General features: G+C 44.9%; 16 protein-coding genes. 15 read left to right on the forward strand and 1 reads right to left on the reverse strand.

Going from position 1 to position 17,572, the window contains the following annotated elements; genetic code table 11:
* Positions 1 to 160 precede the first annotated feature (160 nt).
* The 6 genes from R8G66_32400 to R8G66_32425 all read left to right on the forward strand — a co-directional run bounded on the left by R8G66_32400 (position 161) and on the right by R8G66_32425 (position 7,147).
* Positions 161 to 1,102 carry an NAD-dependent epimerase/dehydratase family protein gene (locus R8G66_32400; GenBank protein MDW3197124.1) on the forward strand — a complete coding sequence of 314 codons (942 nt, stop codon included), beginning with the start codon at positions 161 to 163 and terminating at the stop codon, positions 1,100 to 1,102.
* A gap of 62 nt (positions 1,103 to 1,164) precedes the next feature.
* Positions 1,165 to 1,950 (forward strand): enoyl-CoA hydratase-related protein, encoded by a 786-nt coding sequence (locus R8G66_32405; GenBank protein MDW3197125.1) that lies wholly within the window; start codon positions 1,165 to 1,167, stop codon positions 1,948 to 1,950.
* Positions 1,951 to 1,953: 3 nt separating this feature from the next.
* Positions 1,954 to 3,450: a lipopolysaccharide biosynthesis protein gene (locus R8G66_32410; GenBank protein MDW3197126.1), complete on the forward strand. Its 1,497-nt coding sequence runs from the start codon at positions 1,954 to 1,956 to the stop codon at positions 3,448 to 3,450.
* 80 nt (positions 3,451 to 3,530) lie between these two features.
* Positions 3,531 to 5,255 (forward strand): tetratricopeptide repeat protein, encoded by a 1,725-nt coding sequence (locus R8G66_32415; GenBank protein MDW3197127.1) that lies wholly within the window; start codon positions 3,531 to 3,533, stop codon positions 5,253 to 5,255.
* Positions 5,248 to 5,976: a DUF4292 domain-containing protein gene (locus tag R8G66_32420; protein ID MDW3197128.1), complete on the forward strand. Its 729-nt coding sequence runs from the start codon at positions 5,248 to 5,250 to the stop codon at positions 5,974 to 5,976. Before R8G66_32415 ends, R8G66_32420 begins: the two co-directional genes overlap by 8 nt.
* A gap of 28 nt (positions 5,977 to 6,004) precedes the next feature.
* On the forward strand, positions 6,005 to 7,147 hold the full coding sequence (locus R8G66_32425) for a peptidoglycan DD-metalloendopeptidase family protein (protein MDW3197129.1): 1,143 nt from the start codon (positions 6,005 to 6,007) through the stop codon (positions 7,145 to 7,147).
* A gap of 35 nt (positions 7,148 to 7,182) precedes the next feature.
* On the opposite strand, the gene R8G66_32430 is transcribed toward R8G66_32425, so the two are convergent.
* Positions 7,183 to 8,145, reverse strand: a complete 963-nt coding sequence (locus R8G66_32430; GenBank protein MDW3197130.1) for a hypothetical protein — start codon at positions 8,143 to 8,145, stop codon at positions 7,183 to 7,185.
* 204 nt (positions 8,146 to 8,349) lie between these two features.
* Here R8G66_32430 and R8G66_32435 point away from each other — a divergent pair, with 204 nt between their 5' ends.
* The 9 genes from R8G66_32435 (at position 8,350) to ruvA (ending at position 17,566) form a co-directional block, all read left to right on the forward strand.
* The gene (locus tag R8G66_32435) at positions 8,350 to 8,853 is read left to right on the forward strand and encodes a hypothetical protein (protein ID MDW3197131.1); all 504 of its coding nucleotides are present in this window, start codon (positions 8,350 to 8,352) and stop codon (positions 8,851 to 8,853) included.
* Between the two features lie 5 nt (positions 8,854 to 8,858).
* The gene (locus tag R8G66_32440; GenBank protein MDW3197132.1) at positions 8,859 to 9,392 is read left to right on the forward strand and encodes a hypothetical protein; all 534 of its coding nucleotides are present in this window, start codon (positions 8,859 to 8,861) and stop codon (positions 9,390 to 9,392) included.
* Positions 9,393 to 9,464: 72 nt separating this feature from the next.
* A complete protein-coding gene (locus tag R8G66_32445) occupies positions 9,465 to 10,085 on the forward strand; it encodes a trimeric intracellular cation channel family protein (GenBank protein ID MDW3197133.1) in 621 nt (206 codons plus the stop codon).
* Positions 10,086 to 10,203: 118 nt separating this feature from the next.
* Positions 10,204 to 10,404 carry a twin-arginine translocase TatA/TatE family subunit gene (gene tatA / locus R8G66_32450; protein ID MDW3197134.1) on the forward strand — a complete coding sequence of 67 codons (201 nt, stop codon included), beginning with the start codon at positions 10,204 to 10,206 and terminating at the stop codon, positions 10,402 to 10,404.
* Between the two features lie 73 nt (positions 10,405 to 10,477).
* Positions 10,478 to 11,908, forward strand: a complete 1,431-nt coding sequence (gatA, locus tag R8G66_32455; protein ID MDW3197135.1) for an Asp-tRNA(Asn)/Glu-tRNA(Gln) amidotransferase subunit GatA — start codon at positions 10,478 to 10,480, stop codon at positions 11,906 to 11,908.
* 23 nt (positions 11,909 to 11,931) lie between these two features.
* Positions 11,932 to 13,347 (forward strand): LysM peptidoglycan-binding domain-containing protein, encoded by a 1,416-nt coding sequence (locus R8G66_32460; GenBank protein ID MDW3197136.1) that lies wholly within the window; start codon positions 11,932 to 11,934, stop codon positions 13,345 to 13,347.
* 235 nt (positions 13,348 to 13,582) lie between these two features.
* Positions 13,583 to 14,647, forward strand: coding sequence for a DUF4837 family protein (locus R8G66_32465; GenBank protein MDW3197137.1), 1,065 nt, complete (start codon positions 13,583 to 13,585; stop codon positions 14,645 to 14,647).
* A gap of 49 nt (positions 14,648 to 14,696) precedes the next feature.
* Positions 14,697 to 16,976 carry an NADP-dependent malic enzyme gene (locus R8G66_32470; protein MDW3197138.1) on the forward strand — a complete coding sequence of 760 codons (2,280 nt, stop codon included), beginning with the start codon at positions 14,697 to 14,699 and terminating at the stop codon, positions 16,974 to 16,976.
* Positions 16,973 to 17,566 carry a Holliday junction branch migration protein RuvA gene (gene ruvA / locus R8G66_32475; protein MDW3197139.1) on the forward strand — a complete coding sequence of 198 codons (594 nt, stop codon included), beginning with the start codon at positions 16,973 to 16,975 and terminating at the stop codon, positions 17,564 to 17,566. The genes R8G66_32470 and ruvA overlap by 4 nt, the downstream gene beginning before the upstream one ends.
* Positions 17,567 to 17,572: the final 6 nt, after the last annotated feature.

The following is a 17,572-nucleotide window of genomic DNA, read 5'->3' on the forward strand; positions in this document are numbered from 1 at the left end:
ACATTACAAGAAAGGCTTACAGAAGGTTTGCTTTGATCCGAAAAGATTTTTATTTGGCGATTGTAACACTGAAAGAAGATTATTGTGTTTGGCTTATAAAAATATCTTTCAGGTTGACGAAAATTCCGTTTATTTTGCGAATCACAACATTAACCCTCTTATGAAGCGTATTCTCATCATTGGAGCCGGTGGCCAGCTGGGCTCTGAACTAACCCTCGCCCTTAGAGAAAAATTTGGCGCTGATCAAGTACTTGCAACAGATATACGACCCCTTTCTGGTGTGTTGCTGGCCGGGCCCACGACCATATTGGACGCCATGGACGCTAACGCATTAAATAGCCTGATTGAATCTTATGATATTGGTCAGGTTTATCATTTGGCGGCCGTTTTATCAGCAAAAGGGGAGTCCTCGCCCAAATTTGCGTGGGACCTTAATATGAATTCACTCCTGAATGTGTTGGAGGCTGGCAAAACTTATGGCTTGAAAATATATTGGCCTAGCTCCATTGCTGTTTTTGGACCTGATACGCCCAAGGAACAAACCCCACAACATACGGTCATGAACCCAACCACGGTTTATGGCATCTCCAAGCAGGCCGGAGAGCAGTGGTGTGCCTATTACCATGAAAAATATAGGGTAGATGTGCGGAGTTTGCGCTATCCTGGTTTGATTGGTTACAAATCAAAACCAGGAGGTGGAACCACCGACTATGCAGTGGATATTTTTTGGAAAGCTCTTCAAGGGGAAACATTTCAATGCTTTCTGTCGTCGGGGACCAGACTGCCCATGATGTACATGAATGATGCCGTAAAAGGTACCATTGATTTAATGGATGCACCCGAGTCGGACGTGAAAATCCGAACGAGCTACAACATGGGGTCCATGTCATTTAGCCCGGAGGAATTGTACGAAGCTATTGTGGCGCAAGTACCTGAATTCAAGATTGCGTATGAACCTGATTTCCGTCAGGCGATTGCAGATAGTTGGCCTGATTCCATTGACGATTCAGAAGCGCGCAAAGACTGGGGATGGGCTCCGCAATTTGACCTTAGTCGCATGACGCAAGACATCCTGGAACATTTAAAAGTTGAGGTTGCCTGATCAATCTCAGTTGTCAGAATCCTATTTTACACTATATTGGTGCCGACCAATAACCGGACTACATGGAAGAATATAAAAACCTGTTGCTCGAAAGAGAAGGTGTACTGCTGACCATCACCATTAACCGTGAATCCAAATTAAATGCCCTTAATCAGGAGACCCTGGCCGAGTTGAAAGAAGCCTTTCAGGGGATTTATGAAGATCATGATATTAGAGGAGTCATCCTCACAGGAGCTGGTGAAAAAGCGTTCGTTGCAGGTGCTGATATTTCTGAATTTCAGGGTGTCAATGAAGTGAATGGCCGTAAATTCTCTGAAGCTGGTCAGGAGATCTTCCAAATGATTGAAGCGTGTCATACGCCGGTCATCGCAGTGGTCGGAGGTTTTGCCCTTGGTGGCGGATGTGAATTGGCCATGGCCTGTCACATGAGAGTAGCGTCCAAAGCTGCAAAATTTGGCCAGCCGGAAGTCAATCTTGGGATCATCCCAGGATATGGAGGGACCCAAAGACTTACCCAACTTATTGGCAAAGGTAAATCCCTGGAATATTCCATGACCGGTGACATGATCGATGCTGATACGGCCCTGAATTGGGGACTGGTCAACCATGTGGGAGCTGGTAAAGAGGAAGCCATGCAAATTGCGCAGGGAATTCTCGCGAAAATTGCTCAGAAAGCACCAATTGCCATTGAAATGGTGATTGAATCCATCAACGCCTATTACAAAGACGGAGAAGACGGCTATCAGGCAGAAGCCAAGGCATTCTCAAAATGTTGTGGCACCGAGGACTTCAAAGAAGGAGCGGCAGCATTCATTGAAAAGCGAAAGCCGAATTTTCAGGGTAAATAAGTCATGCAAAAAAAGCTACTCGGTGATACGGCAATCTACGGGTTGAGTAGCATTCTGGGCCGTACATTGAACTACGTTTTGGTTCCAATTCATTCGAAGTTCTTTCCGCCAGGTGAATACGGCACCTTCACCGAATTATATGCTTATATCGCTTTTCTCAATGTTATTTTCACCTATGGTTTAGAGACATCATTCTTTCGATACGCCACTAAAGAAAGAGAAAAGCTTGCCCAGTATTTTAATCTGGCGCAATCCTCAATTTTTATTACTACGCTAATCGGAGGATTGGCACTATATTTTTCCAGTTTCGGGATCGCCAATTCCTTGGGATACCCGGAGCAGTTAAATGTGGTTAGGTGGCTGATCTTGATCCTGTGCATTGATACGATTGTAGCCATCCCGTTTGCGAGGCTGAGATTATTGGGTAAAGCCAAACAATTTGCAACATTCCGAATAGCTAGTATTTTGCTGAATGTGGGCATTAATGTCTTCTACTTTGTACTTATTCCGGCATTGTTGGAACATGAAATTGTATCAGCAGAAAGTATTCAATGGATTTACAAGCCTGAGTGGCGAATAGAATATGTGTTTCTGGCGAATCTCATCGCAAATGGATTTTTCCTGCTCTTTTTTATCCCTACCTGGATTCAGTTCCGATTTTCCTTTTCAACGGAAGTGTTCACCCCTGTTGTGAAGTATGCCCTACCAATCATGGTACTTGGCCTGGCAGGTGTTACGAATGAAATGCTTTCCAGGGCATTGTTGAAATACATTTTGCCGGAGGGCTTTTATGAAGGTCGTACCAATTTGGCGGCTTTAGGAATATTTGGAGCAGTATATAAACTGTCGATTTTTATGACACTCGCAGTTCAGGCCTTCAAATATGCCTATGAACCATTTTTCTTTAAAAAGGCCGCAGATGCTGATTCAAAACGGATGAATAGCAAAGTGATGACGGGCTTCATCTACTTCACGTGCATCAGCTGGATTTTACTTACGATTATTTTGCCGGAACTGGCACCCATCTTTCTAAGGAGGCCTGATTATCTGGAAGGCCTGTCTATTGTACCCATATTATTGGGAGGAGGTGTCTTTTTGGGTGTTTTTTATAATTTGTCTGTATGGTACAAGCTAACCGATAACAATTGGCTGGGAGCTATGATAAGCATTGGAGGAGCATTTACAACGATCATACTCAATGTCGTATTGATTCCCATATGGGGATATCATGGCAGTGCCTGGGCGGCATTCATCACATTCTTGTCCATGAGTATTGCCAGTTATTTTATGGGTAGAAAACACTATCCAATTCCCTATGAGGTTGGGAAAGGGGTCCTGTATTTGGGGTTAGCATTCCTGGTGGTTATGTTTTTTACGTTTTTTCCGCTTTCAGTATGGATGCGCTATCTGTTAGGCGGAATTGTCGTGATTGTTTACTTTTTCGTGGTTTTCAGACTAGAGAATCTAAAAGATGTCTTGAATCTGCGTCGGCTCTCGTAAATTTGCAGCTTGCCAAAGAATTGTATCAACTAAAAACGTCAATGAACGTTAAGCATTAGTTGAAGTTTCAATCTGCTGATATGCATAAAAAGCTCAGTCTGTTCGTATGCGTTTTGCTTGTAGCCGTATCCGTTTCGTTTGCTCAGAAAGGGAAGAAGGGTAAGAAAACTACTTTGCGGGACCGTACGGAAAATTCTGACCTGAAAGCTGAAAGCGCCTTGATCGAAGCAGAAAAGCAGCTTATACTCGAAAATTACACCAAGTCTTACGAATTGTTTTTAGTTGCCCTGGAGCTCAATCCTTCCAGTGCCGCGATTCACTATAAACTGGCTGAAGTGTTGGTAAAAACCAGCGAAACTGAAAAGGCATTGCCTTATGCGGAAAAAGCCCGCGATATCGATCCTGAAAATAAATACTACCACCTCTTGGCAGCAGAGATCCACAAAAGCATGGGGAACCTGCAGAAGTCTGCAGAGATTTATGAGGATCTGGTAAACAAGATTGAAGGGACGCAACAGTACCTGTATGAGTTGGCCCAGCTTTATCAATATCAAAATGAATTTGCGAAAGCCCTGGAAGCCTATGAAAGGGCAGAGGGCTATTATGGTTTGTCAGAGGCTGTTTTATACGAGAAGCAAAAGATCTATTTGAAACAAGGTAACCTGGACCAGTTGGTTTCTGATTGGGATGAACTGATCAAAGAAGCACCTACCGAATACCGGTACCGATTCAAAGTGGCTGAGATACTGATCTCCAATGGCCGATATGAGCAGGCCCGGGAACGCTTACTGATTGTCCGGAACGATGAATCTAAAGTGGCACAGGTTGACTTACTGCTTTCTGAAATCGAGCGGAAACAAGGGAATCTACCCCAGTCACTCAATCTGCTGGAAACGCCGCTGGAGAGCTCGGACATTGCCATTTCCAGAAAACTTCAATTACTGGGAGGGTTTCTGAGTTATCTCCCAAATGAAGACGTAGAAAAGGAATTGATGAATCGCACCAGAATCCTGGCTGAAAAGTATCCTGAAGAATACCAGGCACAGGCTTTTGCTGGTGATGTACTCTACCAAATAGATGAAAAAGAAAGTGCCGTTGGTTATTACCTGAAAGCGATTAAGCTGAGTCCTGGTAATTTCTCGGTTTGGCAGAATGTGATCAATTTGGAGCTTCAACTTTCGGAGTTTGATAGTATGGTCGCTCATTCCGAGACTGCTCTGGAATACTTTCCGAATCAGGCCATTTTCTACTTCTTTAACGGACTGGGTAATTACGTTCAGAAGAATTATCGGGCGGCGGTAAATGCATTGGAAACCGGTAAGAAGTATACCTCGGACCCCAGTTTATTGGGTGAGTTTTACGGTCAGTTAGGCGATGCGTACAACGCATTACAAAACCACAAGAAATCCGATGAGTCGTATGAAGCAGCGCTGGAAAGAAACCCGAAGAATGATCATGTGCTAAATAATTACAGTTATTTCCTTTCCTTGCGTAAGGAGAAGCTCGAATTGGCCATTTCCATGTGCGAACGCTTGTTGAAGTTACAGCCGGATAATCCTACTTATCTGGATACTTATGGATGGGTTTTGTACGTTTCTGAAGAATATAAGGAAGCTAAAAAGTACCTTAAAAGAGCCGTCGAATTGGACGATTCCGATGGCACAGTCCTAGAACATTATGGTGATGTGCTCTTTCGACTGGGTGAGGTGGCCGAGGCTGTGATCCAGTGGGAAAAAGCAAGTCGTACGGATGAAGCTTCTGATCAAATTGAACAGAAAATCAATGATCGTCAGATCTATGAATAAGCATCTTGTCATTCTTTTTTGCTTAGGATTCGCGTTAGTTTCTTGCAAGGACAAACTGGTCAACTATAATCGGGACCTGACCGTAGATTATTTCACCTTTGACTACATGACGGCCAAGGCCAAGATCAACTATAAGGATGCCCGGCAGAACCTGGCGGCTACAGCCAATATTCGAATTAAGAAAGACAGCCTTATTTGGATGTCTGTTTCCAAAGTGCGTGTGGAAGCGGCACGAATTCTCATCACTAAAGATTCTTTGTTCGTTCTCGACCGGCTGAAAAAACGATATTCCAAACAGGGATTTGATGCGTTGAGTAAGCAGTTTGATTTTGAGATCAATTACAATCTCATCGAATCGGTCATTCTAGGCAATCTGATCTATCCTTATAAGCGTGAACGGCTGGAGAGCTCAGAAGAATACCTGTATTATGATCAAAGACTGGCCAATTTCCTCTTTAACAACTACATAGGCGTCGATACACGTAAACTTGAAAAATTGCTGGTGGAGGACGTAGATACAAAAAGTACGATTTCAGTAAATTACGGTGATTTTAAGGAGGTCAATGCAGAAATCTTTCCTTTTACGATTGCAGCATCCATCAATTATGTGGAAAAAACACGTCAGAACATCGCAATCAATATCGGATTTAGTAAAGCGGAAATTGCTGAAGAGCCGCTCCGATTCCCATTTAGTACTCCTTCGAAATATCGTCGCTTCTAAGCTTCTTATTCTCGTTGCTTTTCTTTTTTTGCCCCTGCTCTCTTCCGCGCAGCGGAATAAAGCTCAGCTTGAAAAGGAAAAAGTAGAAAACCTGCGAAAAATTGCAGAAGCAGAGAAGATCCTAACGGAGACACAATCTGAAAAGAAAGCTAACGTAGGGCAGTTGCAAGCCCTCAATCAGCAGATCAAAGCACGCGAGTCCTTGATCAGTGGCCTGACCGAAGAGATCAGCCTGCTCGATGGTGAGATCCAGGACCTGAGCATCGTGGTGACGGCTCTCCAGCGAGACTTAAAGGACTTGAAGAATGAGTATGCGGAGATGATCTATGCCTCCTACAAGGCCAACAGTGGCTTCAATATCCTAACCTTCCTTTTTTCGGCGGCAACCTTCAATCAATTGTACATGCGGCTGAAATACCTGGAGCAATATTCGGATGCCAGGCAAGTACAGGTAGAGCAGATCCAGGTGGTAACAGAGGAATTGAACCAGCAACGTGGTGAGGTGGAAATCAAGCGGGATGAACAAAGTGTTTTGTTGGATTATCAGTTGAAGGAAAGCAGGAAGCTTCAAGCACTGAAAAATCAGAAAAGTAGCCTGGTGGCCGAATTGACCAAAAAAGAAGGGCAATTGCGGAAAGAGGTAACCAATCGTAAAAAGGCCATCGATCGGCTCGATGCTACGATTGCTGAAATCGTGAGAAGGGAATTGGAAAGCAATAACGCGCCTTCTTCTGTGGCTTCCTTAAGTTTGGAAGAAGTAACGACTTCTTTTGAGCAACGAAAAAACCAACTGGATTGGCCAGTTGCATCGGGGTTCATTTCAAAAAAATTTGGCAATCAACCACACCCCGTTCTGAAGCGTATCCGTACAGAAAATAATGGTGTGGATATTCAGACCAATGAACAAGAGACTGTACGTACGGTCTTTGATGGAGAGGTCAAAATGGTAGGCTACCTACAGGGCATGAATAACTTTGTGATGGTTAAGCATGGCACCTATTTCACGGTCTACTCGAGATTGAAAAACGTTTCGGTCCAGAAAGGTCAAACCATTCAGGCCATGGATGAGATCGGTGAAGTTTACACAGATAATGAAGGCATTTCCGAATTGCACTTTGAAGTTTGGAAAGACACCACCAAACTCGATCCAGAGAAGTGGTTAAGGAACTAGCGTCAGCGCTAGTAATCTGATTACTTTCAACTCGCTCAAGCGATCAGGTTACTTTCGATCTCCTTCCTCAATTCCTTAAAAAACTTTTTACGAACCTTCTCAGAGCTACCGCTGATCAGTGTTGACTTTTTCCCGATGGTTTGAAACGTCTTCAAGGTCTGAGCACAGTACTGCTCGTCTTCCACAATGACCGAACTGATGATATTTTGGGATAAATACGCTCGTAAGTGATTTTGATTCTTGGCAATCAGTGTATTGTCTCCAATCAAAAGTTCATTCAGGTAGATGTTGACCTTGGCCGGGTCCTCCACCCAATTTTTTTCGCCCGCTTCGGCAATGCCCTCCAGAAAATCAACGAGATCGAGTAACCGCTCCTTGAGCAAGAGCACTTGTGGTTTTTGGATCTCTTCGATTTCGTAGAAGTACACGATTTGCTTCAACGTGGCATTGAGCATTTCTTTTCCCCATAACTCATCGCTGGGAATTTTGCCATAGTTCTTCAGGATTTCACTCCCCAACGACTTTTCGGTGATGGATAAGGAATTAGGATTGAATGGAGGCAAAGGCTTGTCCGCAAAAAATGTGTAATCCCAGAAATAGCATTTGAAAGCCATCAATTCAGGAAACTGAAACAAATAGAAGATGGGAATCTCCTTCGCATTGTAATAAACATGAAATTCGTCACGGCTATCATGGTGATTAAAGTAGGATTTTACACCTTGCAAAAAGCGCTCCCAATCGAATGTTTCGAAGGCTTCATATTTAGTGAGCAGACCCGGATTATTATCCTGCAGCATCTCATCCACCGAAAAATGGAATTCTCGGCTGAGTAACTCCAGGTCATCAATGGTTAGAGGAGTCTCTCCTCGCAACCTACGATAGACCCCATCTCTGCTGATGGAGAGTGTTTCTGATAAGGAATTGACGAATTTGTTCTTGTCACCGATTTTTTCAATCAGGTTCTCGAAAAACAATACTTGCTTTTGTCTGGCAATCATGATTGCTAAGCGGATAGAAGTCAGGCGAAAAAAAAGTGAAGCTAATGACTTTCAGTTAAAACATGGTATTGATCGGTTATTTGAAAATTTCGTGCCAGACTTAATTCATTACGGAATTATGCAATATGCTCGTAACGGTGTAGCTTTTTTCCTTATTATCACTGCTCACAGGCCTTCTAGTTTAGCCACCATATAGAAATCCACATGACGAATAAAATATTAATATGCTTACTGATCATTGGGACGATTCTTCCGATGATGGTTCACGCGCAAGATCAAGAGGTGCTTCCGCGATCAAAACATCGGGTGTCCGCGGAATTAGGTTCTTACCTATTTGTGAATTCACTAACCCTAAACTATGAGCCTACACTTTTTGAAAGTGATGCACAGAATTTCAGGATCAATGGAAGGATGGGCCTGGGTTTAGGCTTTGTGCTGGGATTTGATGGCAACCATGGCATCTCCGGAGTATTGGGTGGCGTTACCCTGGATTTTGGCAAAAGAAACAATCATTTTTTGTTAAGCACAGGAATGATTCTAAGCGACAATTTCAACGAAATTGATGATATATCCGTGCAGTTTGATCGACTCGGGACTGCACCGCTGATGGAGATGGGTTGGCGATTTGAAAAACCTACCGGTGGCGTGACCTATAAAATCGCCGGAGGAACACTCGGACTGAGTGTGGGAATAGGCTATGCTTTTTAGCCGCTATGACCATCATTATTTATTACCACATCATTCTGAAAAACAACATGCAAATCATTAAAAGAACTTGCCTTCTCCTGGCCATATGGTGCTTTTCATATCAGGTTTCCTGGAGCCAAACTCCAGAGGAGAAGAAAACTTATAAAAACGCAGTTTATGCTGAATTAGGTACCTGGACGATTGCCAGTGTTTTGACCCTGAACTATGAACGTGAACTACTGAGGGCTGCCTCCGATGGATTCCGTCTGAATGCGCGCATAGGCGTTGGTACGGGATTTAGTTACGGAAGTGATTACTATGCCCTCCGTGGTGTACTAGCAGGAGCAAACATGATCTTTGGAAAAGGAAAAAATCGATTTTTGATGAGTGGAGGCAGGATCATTGCCCAGGAATCAATGGGTTACGGAGGTGAGGCCAGGAGCTTGAATCCCCTGTTGATTGAAATGGGTTGGCGATATGAAAACCCCGCAAAACGATTCATCGCAAAGGTCACTGGTGGAACCATGGGGCTAAGTGTCGGAATAGGAAAGACTTTTTAAGCTGACCGGAAAATAGACTCACTGCTGGTTGGTTGAGTACAAAGGTTCACTGCTGCGATGTATTTTCGCGACGTGAACCTCTTGTACATCATTGATATCATTGGAACGATGGTCTTTGCGATCTCGGGTGCGCTGACTGCTGCTGACAAAAAGTTGGACTTCTTTGGAATTGCGGCTGTTGGTTTCGTTACAGCTATCGGAGGCGGCACGATCCGTGACATCCTTATCGGGAGTACACCAGTTGGATGGATGCTGGACCTCTCGTATATCCTCATTATAGGGATAGGGATCATCATGGCATTGGTTTTTTCCCGACACATTCAAAACCTGAGACGCACCTTTTTCCTTTTCGATACCATTGGTATTTCCGTATTTACGGTCCTGGGCTTACAAAAAGCCCTTGGGATTGGGATCGATCCTTTCATCTCAACCATGATGGGGATGGTCAGTGCCGTCTTTGGCGGGGTGATCCGGGACATCATTTGTAACGAAATCCCATTGATTTTCCGAAAAGAGATTTACGCCCTTACCTGCTTGAGTGGTGGTATTTTGTATGTCGCTTTGCGAGCATTGGACATCATGCAGTTTTGGAACGTACTGATCACGGTGGCTTTCATCGTGACCTTCCGTTTACTGGCAGTCAGATTCAATTGGCAACTAAACGGACAGCACGAATCGGATTCTAACAACTGATCTTTTGCTCCTTCTTACCGATTACGTAACAAAAGCCGTTAAAAATCCATTGAGGGCTATTCGGATATGATTTAATAACTATCTTTGATTTTCATTTGAAGACAAAAACAAGGTCAAAATGGAAAATGTAATAGCATTAGGATTACCTGGCGGCCCGGAATGGATACTGATCGTGCTTGTCATCATCATTTTCTTTGGCGCTAAAAAGATCCCTGAAATTGCTCGAGGATTCGGTAAAGGAATCAGAGAATTTAAAGATGCGACCAAGGAAATCAAGACCGAGATCGAAGACACAACGAACGAGGTAAAGAAAGACTGATCCCCTTCTTCATTTTTTATAATCATCGGATTTAGACAATCCCACTACAACCAGTCTGCATCCAACAGCACTAGTGGAACATAACTATACTACCCTTACCGATATTCGGAAGGATATAAGGAGTGGTGTGATCACCGTAGAAGCATTAGTTAGCCACTATCTTAAAAACATAGAGGCCAATCGGTCATTAAATGCCTTTCTGGAAGTTTATGAAGAAGAAGCCCTGATTCAGGCTAGGTTGATTGATCAGAAATTGGCCAATGGCAAGGCCGGAAAACTGGCCGGACTGGTTGTGGGGATCAAAGATGTGATCTGCCATAAAGATCATGTGGTGACTGGTGGCAGTCAGATTCTGAAAGGTTTCATTTCACAATTTTCTGCAACTGCGGTAAAGCGACTCCTGGCGGAAGATGCGATCATCATCGGCAGGCAAAACTGTGATGAGTTTGGTATGGGTTCTTCCAATGAGCATTCCGCTTATGGACCAGTGAAGAATGGTATTGACCCTGAAAGGGTACCAGGCGGTTCTTCCGGCGGATCGGCAGTAGCTGTCCAAATGGATATGTGTCAGGTGGCACTAGGGAGTGATACAGGAGGCTCTGTTCGGCAACCAGCTGCTTTTTGTGGTGTCTATGGCCTGAAGCCTACCTACTCACGTGTTTCCAGACATGGACTGGTGGCCTATGCCAGTTCCTTTGACACCATAGGTGTGCTTTCCAAGAGCCTGGAAGATGCAGCTAAGGTACTGGGAGTAATCGCAGGTCAGGATGATTACGATAGCACGGTATCTCGTCAGCCGGTAGCCGACTATATGGAGGTGCTTTCAAACGAGTACGCTCCAAATAAAATAGGAGTCATTTCGGCGTTTCTGGATGCTCCGGGCCTTGATCCTGATATCAAAGCAGGAACGGAGCAATTGATTGAGCGTTTGGAAGGACAAGGTCACAAGGTTGAAGAAGTATCATTTGATTACCTCCATTATCTCTTGCCCACCCATTACATCCTTACCATGGCAGAGGCCAGTTCCAACCTGTCACGGTATGATGGAGTGCGCTATGGTCATCGATCAGAGGATGTAGCAACAATGGAAGAGATGTACAAGAAAACTCGCACCGAGGGATTTGGAAACGAGGTACTTCGGAGAATTTTACTGGGGACGTATGTGCTCTCGGCCAGTTACTATGAGACGTACTTTAATCAGGCACAGAAAGTAAGACAATTGATCAGGAATCAGACAGTATCATTACTTGAGGACTATGATTTTTTATTGTCGCCTACGACGCCTACATCTGCATTTAAACTGGGGCAGAACACGCAGAGGCCTTTAGAAATGTACCTGGCGGATATTTTTACCGTGTTAGCTTCCCTGGCAGGCATCCCGGCCATATCTATTCCCATCGGAACAGACAAAGATGGATTGCCGATTGCCGTTCAGGTGATGGGAAGTGCATTTAATGAAGGAGAGTTATTGTCTTTTTCAAATGAAATCGTATCATTAAGCTAAGAATGAGTCGTTACTATATGTGTATGAATGGAAAGACCTTCAATTGGAACCGGTTGGCAGTGATGCTTGCTGTGATTGCTTGCTCTATGGAGGTGATGGTCGCGCAGGAAATTAAGGTAGTCGCTCCTGAAATAGGCGGGTTTGAGTACGATGCCATGCCGGATGTCACTTATGATGAGATCGCGGACCGAATGGCCTGTTTGGAAAACACGATTCCCCTGGTCTTTAATGATCGAGTCAAGAGTTTTGTCGACTACTTCACCATCAAAAACCGGGACTATACCGTCGAAGTGCTGAATAGAAAAGAGCGCTACTTCAAAGTATTCGAGCCCATTCTGGCGAAATACGACATGCCCGATGAGCTCAAATATCTGTCTATCGTGGAGTCAGGTTTACGTACCAATGCAATTTCCAGGGCCAATGCCGTAGGTCTATGGCAATTCATTTCATCCACGGGTAAAATGTATGGCCTCAAAGGCAATTGGTATACAGATGATCGCATGGACCCATATCAGGCAACCGATGCGGCAGCCCGACACTTACAGGACCTCTATAACATGTTTGGCGACTGGGAGCTGGCCATGGCTGCTTACAACTGTGGCCCTGGCAATGTGAGAAAAGCCATTCGCCGAAGTGGTTACAAAAAGAGATTTTGGGAGATCTACCGTTACCTACCCAGAGAGACCCGAGGTTATGTTCCACAGTTTGTGGCAATGGTTTATGTCATGAACCACGCTGCGAACCACAACCTGTTTCCAACGGAAGTTGAATATCAGATGGATTGGGACACAGTAATGGTAAGCCAGTACTTTCACTTGGAGACTTTTGCCAATCAACTGAACCTATGTTTGGATGATCTGCTGGCATTGAACCCGGACATCAAACGTGGGGCTTTACCCGAAGGAACCCTCAATTATGCGTTGAAAGTGCCTTCCGATCTGAAGGATACCATTGTGGCCAACCGAACTTTCCTATACGATACGGCAAGTAAGGTGGGCAAAAAAGAATTGGAATACCTTGCGCGAAACATGCCGGGCAGTACTTACGGTCGCCAAAAACAAGTGTATCGGGTGCGAAGTGGGGATGTACTGGGTACAATTGCCCGCAGGTACCATGTGCGAGTCAGTGATATCAAAAAGTGGAATAATTTGCGTTCGAACCTGATCAGGGTTGGTCAACGTTTGGCCATTTGGGTGTTACCCACATACAATAGCCAAACCAAAAATCTCTATGCTACCACGGCGCGAACCAATGCGGCACGCACGAATGGGCAGCCTGATCTGGCGGGCAAGAAAGTTTACCGTGTAAAATCAGGGGATTCACTTTGGAGCATTTCCAGAAGTACCAACCAATCAATTGAAACCATCAAGGAGTTGAATCAGCTGAAATCCAATAACATAAAACCTGGACAGGCCTTGATCATCGGTTCTGATAAGTAAGGTTGGATCAGAGATTTGCCTCTGGACGCGAGGATATTTCTACATGGTTTGGAATTCACATCTTGTCAAAAATGTGACTTTCCGGCAGATCATGTATTGACGTATGGGAAACAGTCCATTGACTCTCCCGATAAATTCAAGTATTCAACATAAATTTGCGGTTGTTTTGTGAGGTTTTTTCAATCTTCCGTGCCTTCTCACCTCAAGATAAACTATGACTAATCTTTATTTGATCATGACGAAAAGAATGCAGACCTGGAGTTTTGTAGCACTGGTAGTATTACTCATTGGCTGCGAAGGTGCTGCGGAGAAATTGAAGGAGGAAATGCTCCCTACTGCTGGTGGTGAGATCGGGGAAATGATCCTGGTTATTGACTCGGCACAATGGAAAGGCGCAATAGGCGATGAGTTGAAAGAGGCCTTTCGTGAACCGATGATCGGGTTGCCGCAGGATGAACCTTTGTTCTCGGTAAATAAAGTCAATCCACGAAAGCTCAACAATTTGCTTAAGACAGCCACGAACATGGTTTTTGTGATGACCCTCGACAGCAAAACGGATCAAAGCAAAACGGTTCGACGATATTTCACCAATCAGTCACTGAACAAGATCCAACAGGACACCAGTTTGTGGATGACCATTCGGAATGATGAGTTTGCCAAGGGGCAGGTGGCACTATATCTCTTCGCGAAGGACGAAGCTACCCTGGTCAGAAAACTGGATGAGAACAAAGGCAGGCTGCGGGCGTTTTTTGAGTCGGTAGAACAGAAAAGGATCAAAAAGAAATTGTACGCTTCACGTGCAACAGAAGTAGAGAAAGCGATCGCTGAATCACAAGGCGTAAGTATTCAGGTACCATTCGGATGGGACCTGGCGAAAAACCTGCCAAATTTCTCCTGGATCAGATTTCTGGAAGTAGATCGTGAAATGGATATTTTCATTCATCAGCAGCCATATACCTCACAAAGTGTCTTTAATGACTTACCCGGTCTTAGGGACGAAATCACAGGGCAGTTTTTGAGAGATAGCGAGAAACCAGAGCTATACATCATGCGACAAGAAATTGTACCAGTCTTTCAGGAAGCCGTGAACTTCCAGGGTAATTATGCAAAGAAAGCACGCGGGCTTTGGAAGATCAGTGATAATTCCGGAGGTGGACCGTTCATCAGCTACACGATTGTGGACGAAGCCAGCCAAAAACTTTATTATATCGAAGGATACGTATATGCTCCGGCGGGACGTAAGAAGAATTTTGTGAGAGAAGTGGACGCGATCCTTTCTACCTTCAAGACCGGTAACTAAGCGTACTGGATTTTTCTCAGCCCATCGGCAACCAACCATACCAACCCACATGAGTGCAAAAGTAAGAGCCAGTGAAGCCCTGGACTTTCATGAGTCCAAACCTGCTGGTAAAATAGAAGTTACAGCCACCAAACCCCTTAGTAGTCAGCGTGATTTGGCCCTGGCCTATTCCCCAGGAGTGGCAGAGCCTTGTAATGTCATTGCCGAAGAGCCAGATGCGGTCTATAAATATACGGCTAAGGGAAACCTGGTTGCGGTTATCAGTAATGGTACTGCAGTATTAGGTCTCGGCAACATTGGCCCCGAAGCTTCAAAACCAGTGATGGAAGGGAAAGGTGTACTTTTCAAGAAATTCGCTGGGATTGACGTTTTTGATATTGAGGTCAATGAAACCGATCCCGATAAATTCATAGAGATCGTCAAAGCCTTGGAACCGACTTTTGGTGGGATAAACCTGGAAGATATCAAAGCCCCTGAAAGCTTCAAGATCGAAACGGAGCTACGGGAGAAGATGAACATTCCGGTCATGCACGATGACCAGCACGGTACAGCGATCATTTCCAGCGCGGCCCTACTGAGTGCATTGGAAGTGAATGGAAAAAAGATCGATGAGATAAAAGTGGTGGTGAGTGGTGCTGGTGCCGCGGCAGTGGCCTGTACTGAGCTCTACATCTTGCTTGGTGCCAGGCGGGAAAACATCATCATGCTGGATAGCAAAGGGGTGATCCGTAAGGATCGTGAAAACCTTTCGCCTTCAAAAGCCAAGTTTGCGACGGACAGAGATTGCCATGAATTGGCGGATTCTTTGGTTGATGCAGACATGTTTCTGGGTCTGTCGGTTGCGGATATCATGACGCCCGACATGCTGAAGACCATGGCCAATGACCCTATCGTCTTTGCGCTCGCTAATCCCGATCCTGAGATTGCCTATGATCTCGCCATTAATACACGTGGGGATGTGATCATGGCGACTGGACGATCTGATCATCCTAACCAGGTAAATAATGTTCTGGGATTTCCATACATCTTCCGAGGTGCCCTGGATGTCCGCAGCACGGCTATCAATGAAGAAATGAAGATGGCTGCCGTAAAGGCATTGACTGTGCTGGCAAAGCAACCAGTCCCTCCGGTGGTATTGAAAGCCTATGGTGCCAAGTCATTGAAATTTGGGAAGGATTACCTGATCCCTAAACCTTTTGATCCTAGACTGATCACGGCTGTTTCTCCGGCAGTGGCCAAAGCAGCCATGGAGTCTGGTGTGGCCCGGATCAATATCGAAGATTGGGAAGCCTATAAAATTGAACTGGAAGAGCGGGTTGGTTCTGATCGCCGCTTCATGACAAGGATCGTGGAGATTGCACGGAGAGATCCAAAGCGTGTCATTTTTGCAGAAGCCGATGATGTGAACATCCTTCAGGCGGCACAAATGGCCAAAGACGAAGGAATTGCAGAGCCTATCTTGTTGGGTAACCGAGAGAAGATCTTGGCCATGATCAAAGAAAATGATCTTGATCTGGGTGATGTGCGGATCATCAATCCGCAGGAAGAGAAAGATAAAGTAGCCGAATACGCGGAAATATTCTTCCAAAAACGTCAACGCAAGGGTGTCAACCAGCGAATGGCCAGAAAGTCATTGCAAAGTAGAAACTATTTCGGCTCCATGATGGTGGAGCTTGGAGAGGCCGACGCTTTGATTTCAGGATTGTCAAATGATTATCCCAGGACTATTCTTCCCGCTTTGCAAATCATAGGTGTGGAACCAGGTGTCAATCGTGTGGCTGGTTTGTACATCATCTCCAATAAAAAGGGCAACTTCTTTTTTGCAGATACTTCTGTGAACCTGAATCCAACAGCGGAAGAACTGGTAGAGATCATTGGCCTCACTGCGAGAGTGGTCCGGTTCTTTGATCACGAACCACGAATGGCCGCTTTGTCCTATTCCAACTTTGGTTCTGCCAAAGGCGACGTGCCAACGAAAATGGCTAAAGCTGTGCAAATGGCGAAAGCAAAATGGCCTGACCTGGTCATTGACGGAGACATGCAAGCCAACGTCGCACTCAATAAAGATCTGCTTCAGGAACATTATCCTTTCAGTACGTTGGCAGAAAGTCCGGCAAACACATTAATTTTCCCAGATTTGGAAGCTGGCAACATTGCCTACAAATTGCTGATGGAGCTTGGAGGTGCGGAAGCGACCGGCCCTATTTTGATGGGCATGAACAAGGCCGTGCACGTACTGCAGCAGGGAACCAGCATCCGAGGAATTTTCAATATGGTGGCAGTAGCTGTAGTGGATGCCCAGAATAAAGACAAGAGAACCACACTATGATCGCGTACATTCAAGGAAAGATCAGTGAGAAATACCCTACTCATGTGATCATTGATACGGGAGGCCTTGGCTATGAGGTAAAAATTTCGTTGATCACCTATTCGGATCTCAAGGAAGCGGAGCACATTAAATTATTCACGCATTTTAGTGTCAAAGAAGATTCTCAAACCCTGTTCGGCTTCAGTCAATTTTCGGAGAAGAAACGGTTCCTGGACCTGCTTTCGATCAATGGCGTTGGTCCCAGTACTGCTCTCATGATTTTGTCCTCGCTTTCTGCGGAAGAACTACAGGCTGCAATCGTTCAGGAGGATGTGAAAACCATCCAGGGTGTGAAAGGTATTGGCCTGAAAACCGCACAAAGGATTGTGCTCGAGCTCAAGGACAAAATGAAGAAAGAAGGGCTTTTAGAACAAAACATTAAGATTCCATTAAAAACCGACAATAGTTTAGCCAAAGAAGCGTTATCCGCCCTGATGACACTTGGCATCGGTAAGCCAGCTGCGGAAAAGACCATCAATATGATCATCAAAGAGTATGGTTCTGACATCCGTCTGGAAGAATTGATTAAACTAGCGCTTAAAAGAGCCTGACCTACT

It is taken from the genome of Cytophagales bacterium, assembly GCA_033344775.1.
GTDB lineage: Bacteria > Bacteroidota > Bacteroidia > Cytophagales > Cyclobacteriaceae > JAWPMT01.

Excerpts from the sequence above, each read along its gene's own strand:
- R8G66_32400 (MDW3197124.1), top strand. The coding sequence starts at position 161 with ATGAAGCGTATTCTCATCATTGGAGCCGGTGGCCAGCTGGGCTCTGAA.
- R8G66_32405 (MDW3197125.1), top strand. The coding sequence starts at position 1,165 with ATGGAAGAATATAAAAACCTGTTGCTCGAAAGAGAAGGTGTACTGCTG.
- R8G66_32410 (MDW3197126.1), top strand. The coding sequence starts at position 1,954 with ATGCAAAAAAAGCTACTCGGTGATACGGCAATCTACGGGTTGAGTAGC.
- R8G66_32415 (MDW3197127.1), top strand. The coding sequence starts at position 3,531 with ATGCATAAAAAGCTCAGTCTGTTCGTATGCGTTTTGCTTGTAGCCGTA.
- R8G66_32420 (MDW3197128.1), top strand. The coding sequence starts at position 5,248 with ATGAATAAGCATCTTGTCATTCTTTTTTGCTTAGGATTCGCGTTAGTT.
- R8G66_32430 (MDW3197130.1), bottom strand. The coding sequence starts at position 8,145 with ATGATTGCCAGACAAAAGCAAGTATTGTTTTTCGAGAACCTGATTGAA.
- R8G66_32435 (MDW3197131.1), top strand. The coding sequence starts at position 8,350 with ATGACGAATAAAATATTAATATGCTTACTGATCATTGGGACGATTCTT.
- R8G66_32440 (MDW3197132.1), top strand. The coding sequence starts at position 8,859 with ATGACCATCATTATTTATTACCACATCATTCTGAAAAACAACATGCAA.
- tatA (MDW3197134.1), top strand. The coding sequence starts at position 10,204 with ATGGAAAATGTAATAGCATTAGGATTACCTGGCGGCCCGGAATGGATA.
- R8G66_32460 (MDW3197136.1), top strand. The coding sequence starts at position 11,932 with ATGAATGGAAAGACCTTCAATTGGAACCGGTTGGCAGTGATGCTTGCT.
- R8G66_32465 (MDW3197137.1), top strand. The coding sequence starts at position 13,583 with ATGACGAAAAGAATGCAGACCTGGAGTTTTGTAGCACTGGTAGTATTA.
- R8G66_32470 (MDW3197138.1), top strand. The coding sequence starts at position 14,697 with ATGAGTGCAAAAGTAAGAGCCAGTGAAGCCCTGGACTTTCATGAGTCC.
- ruvA (MDW3197139.1), top strand. The coding sequence starts at position 16,973 with ATGATCGCGTACATTCAAGGAAAGATCAGTGAGAAATACCCTACTCAT.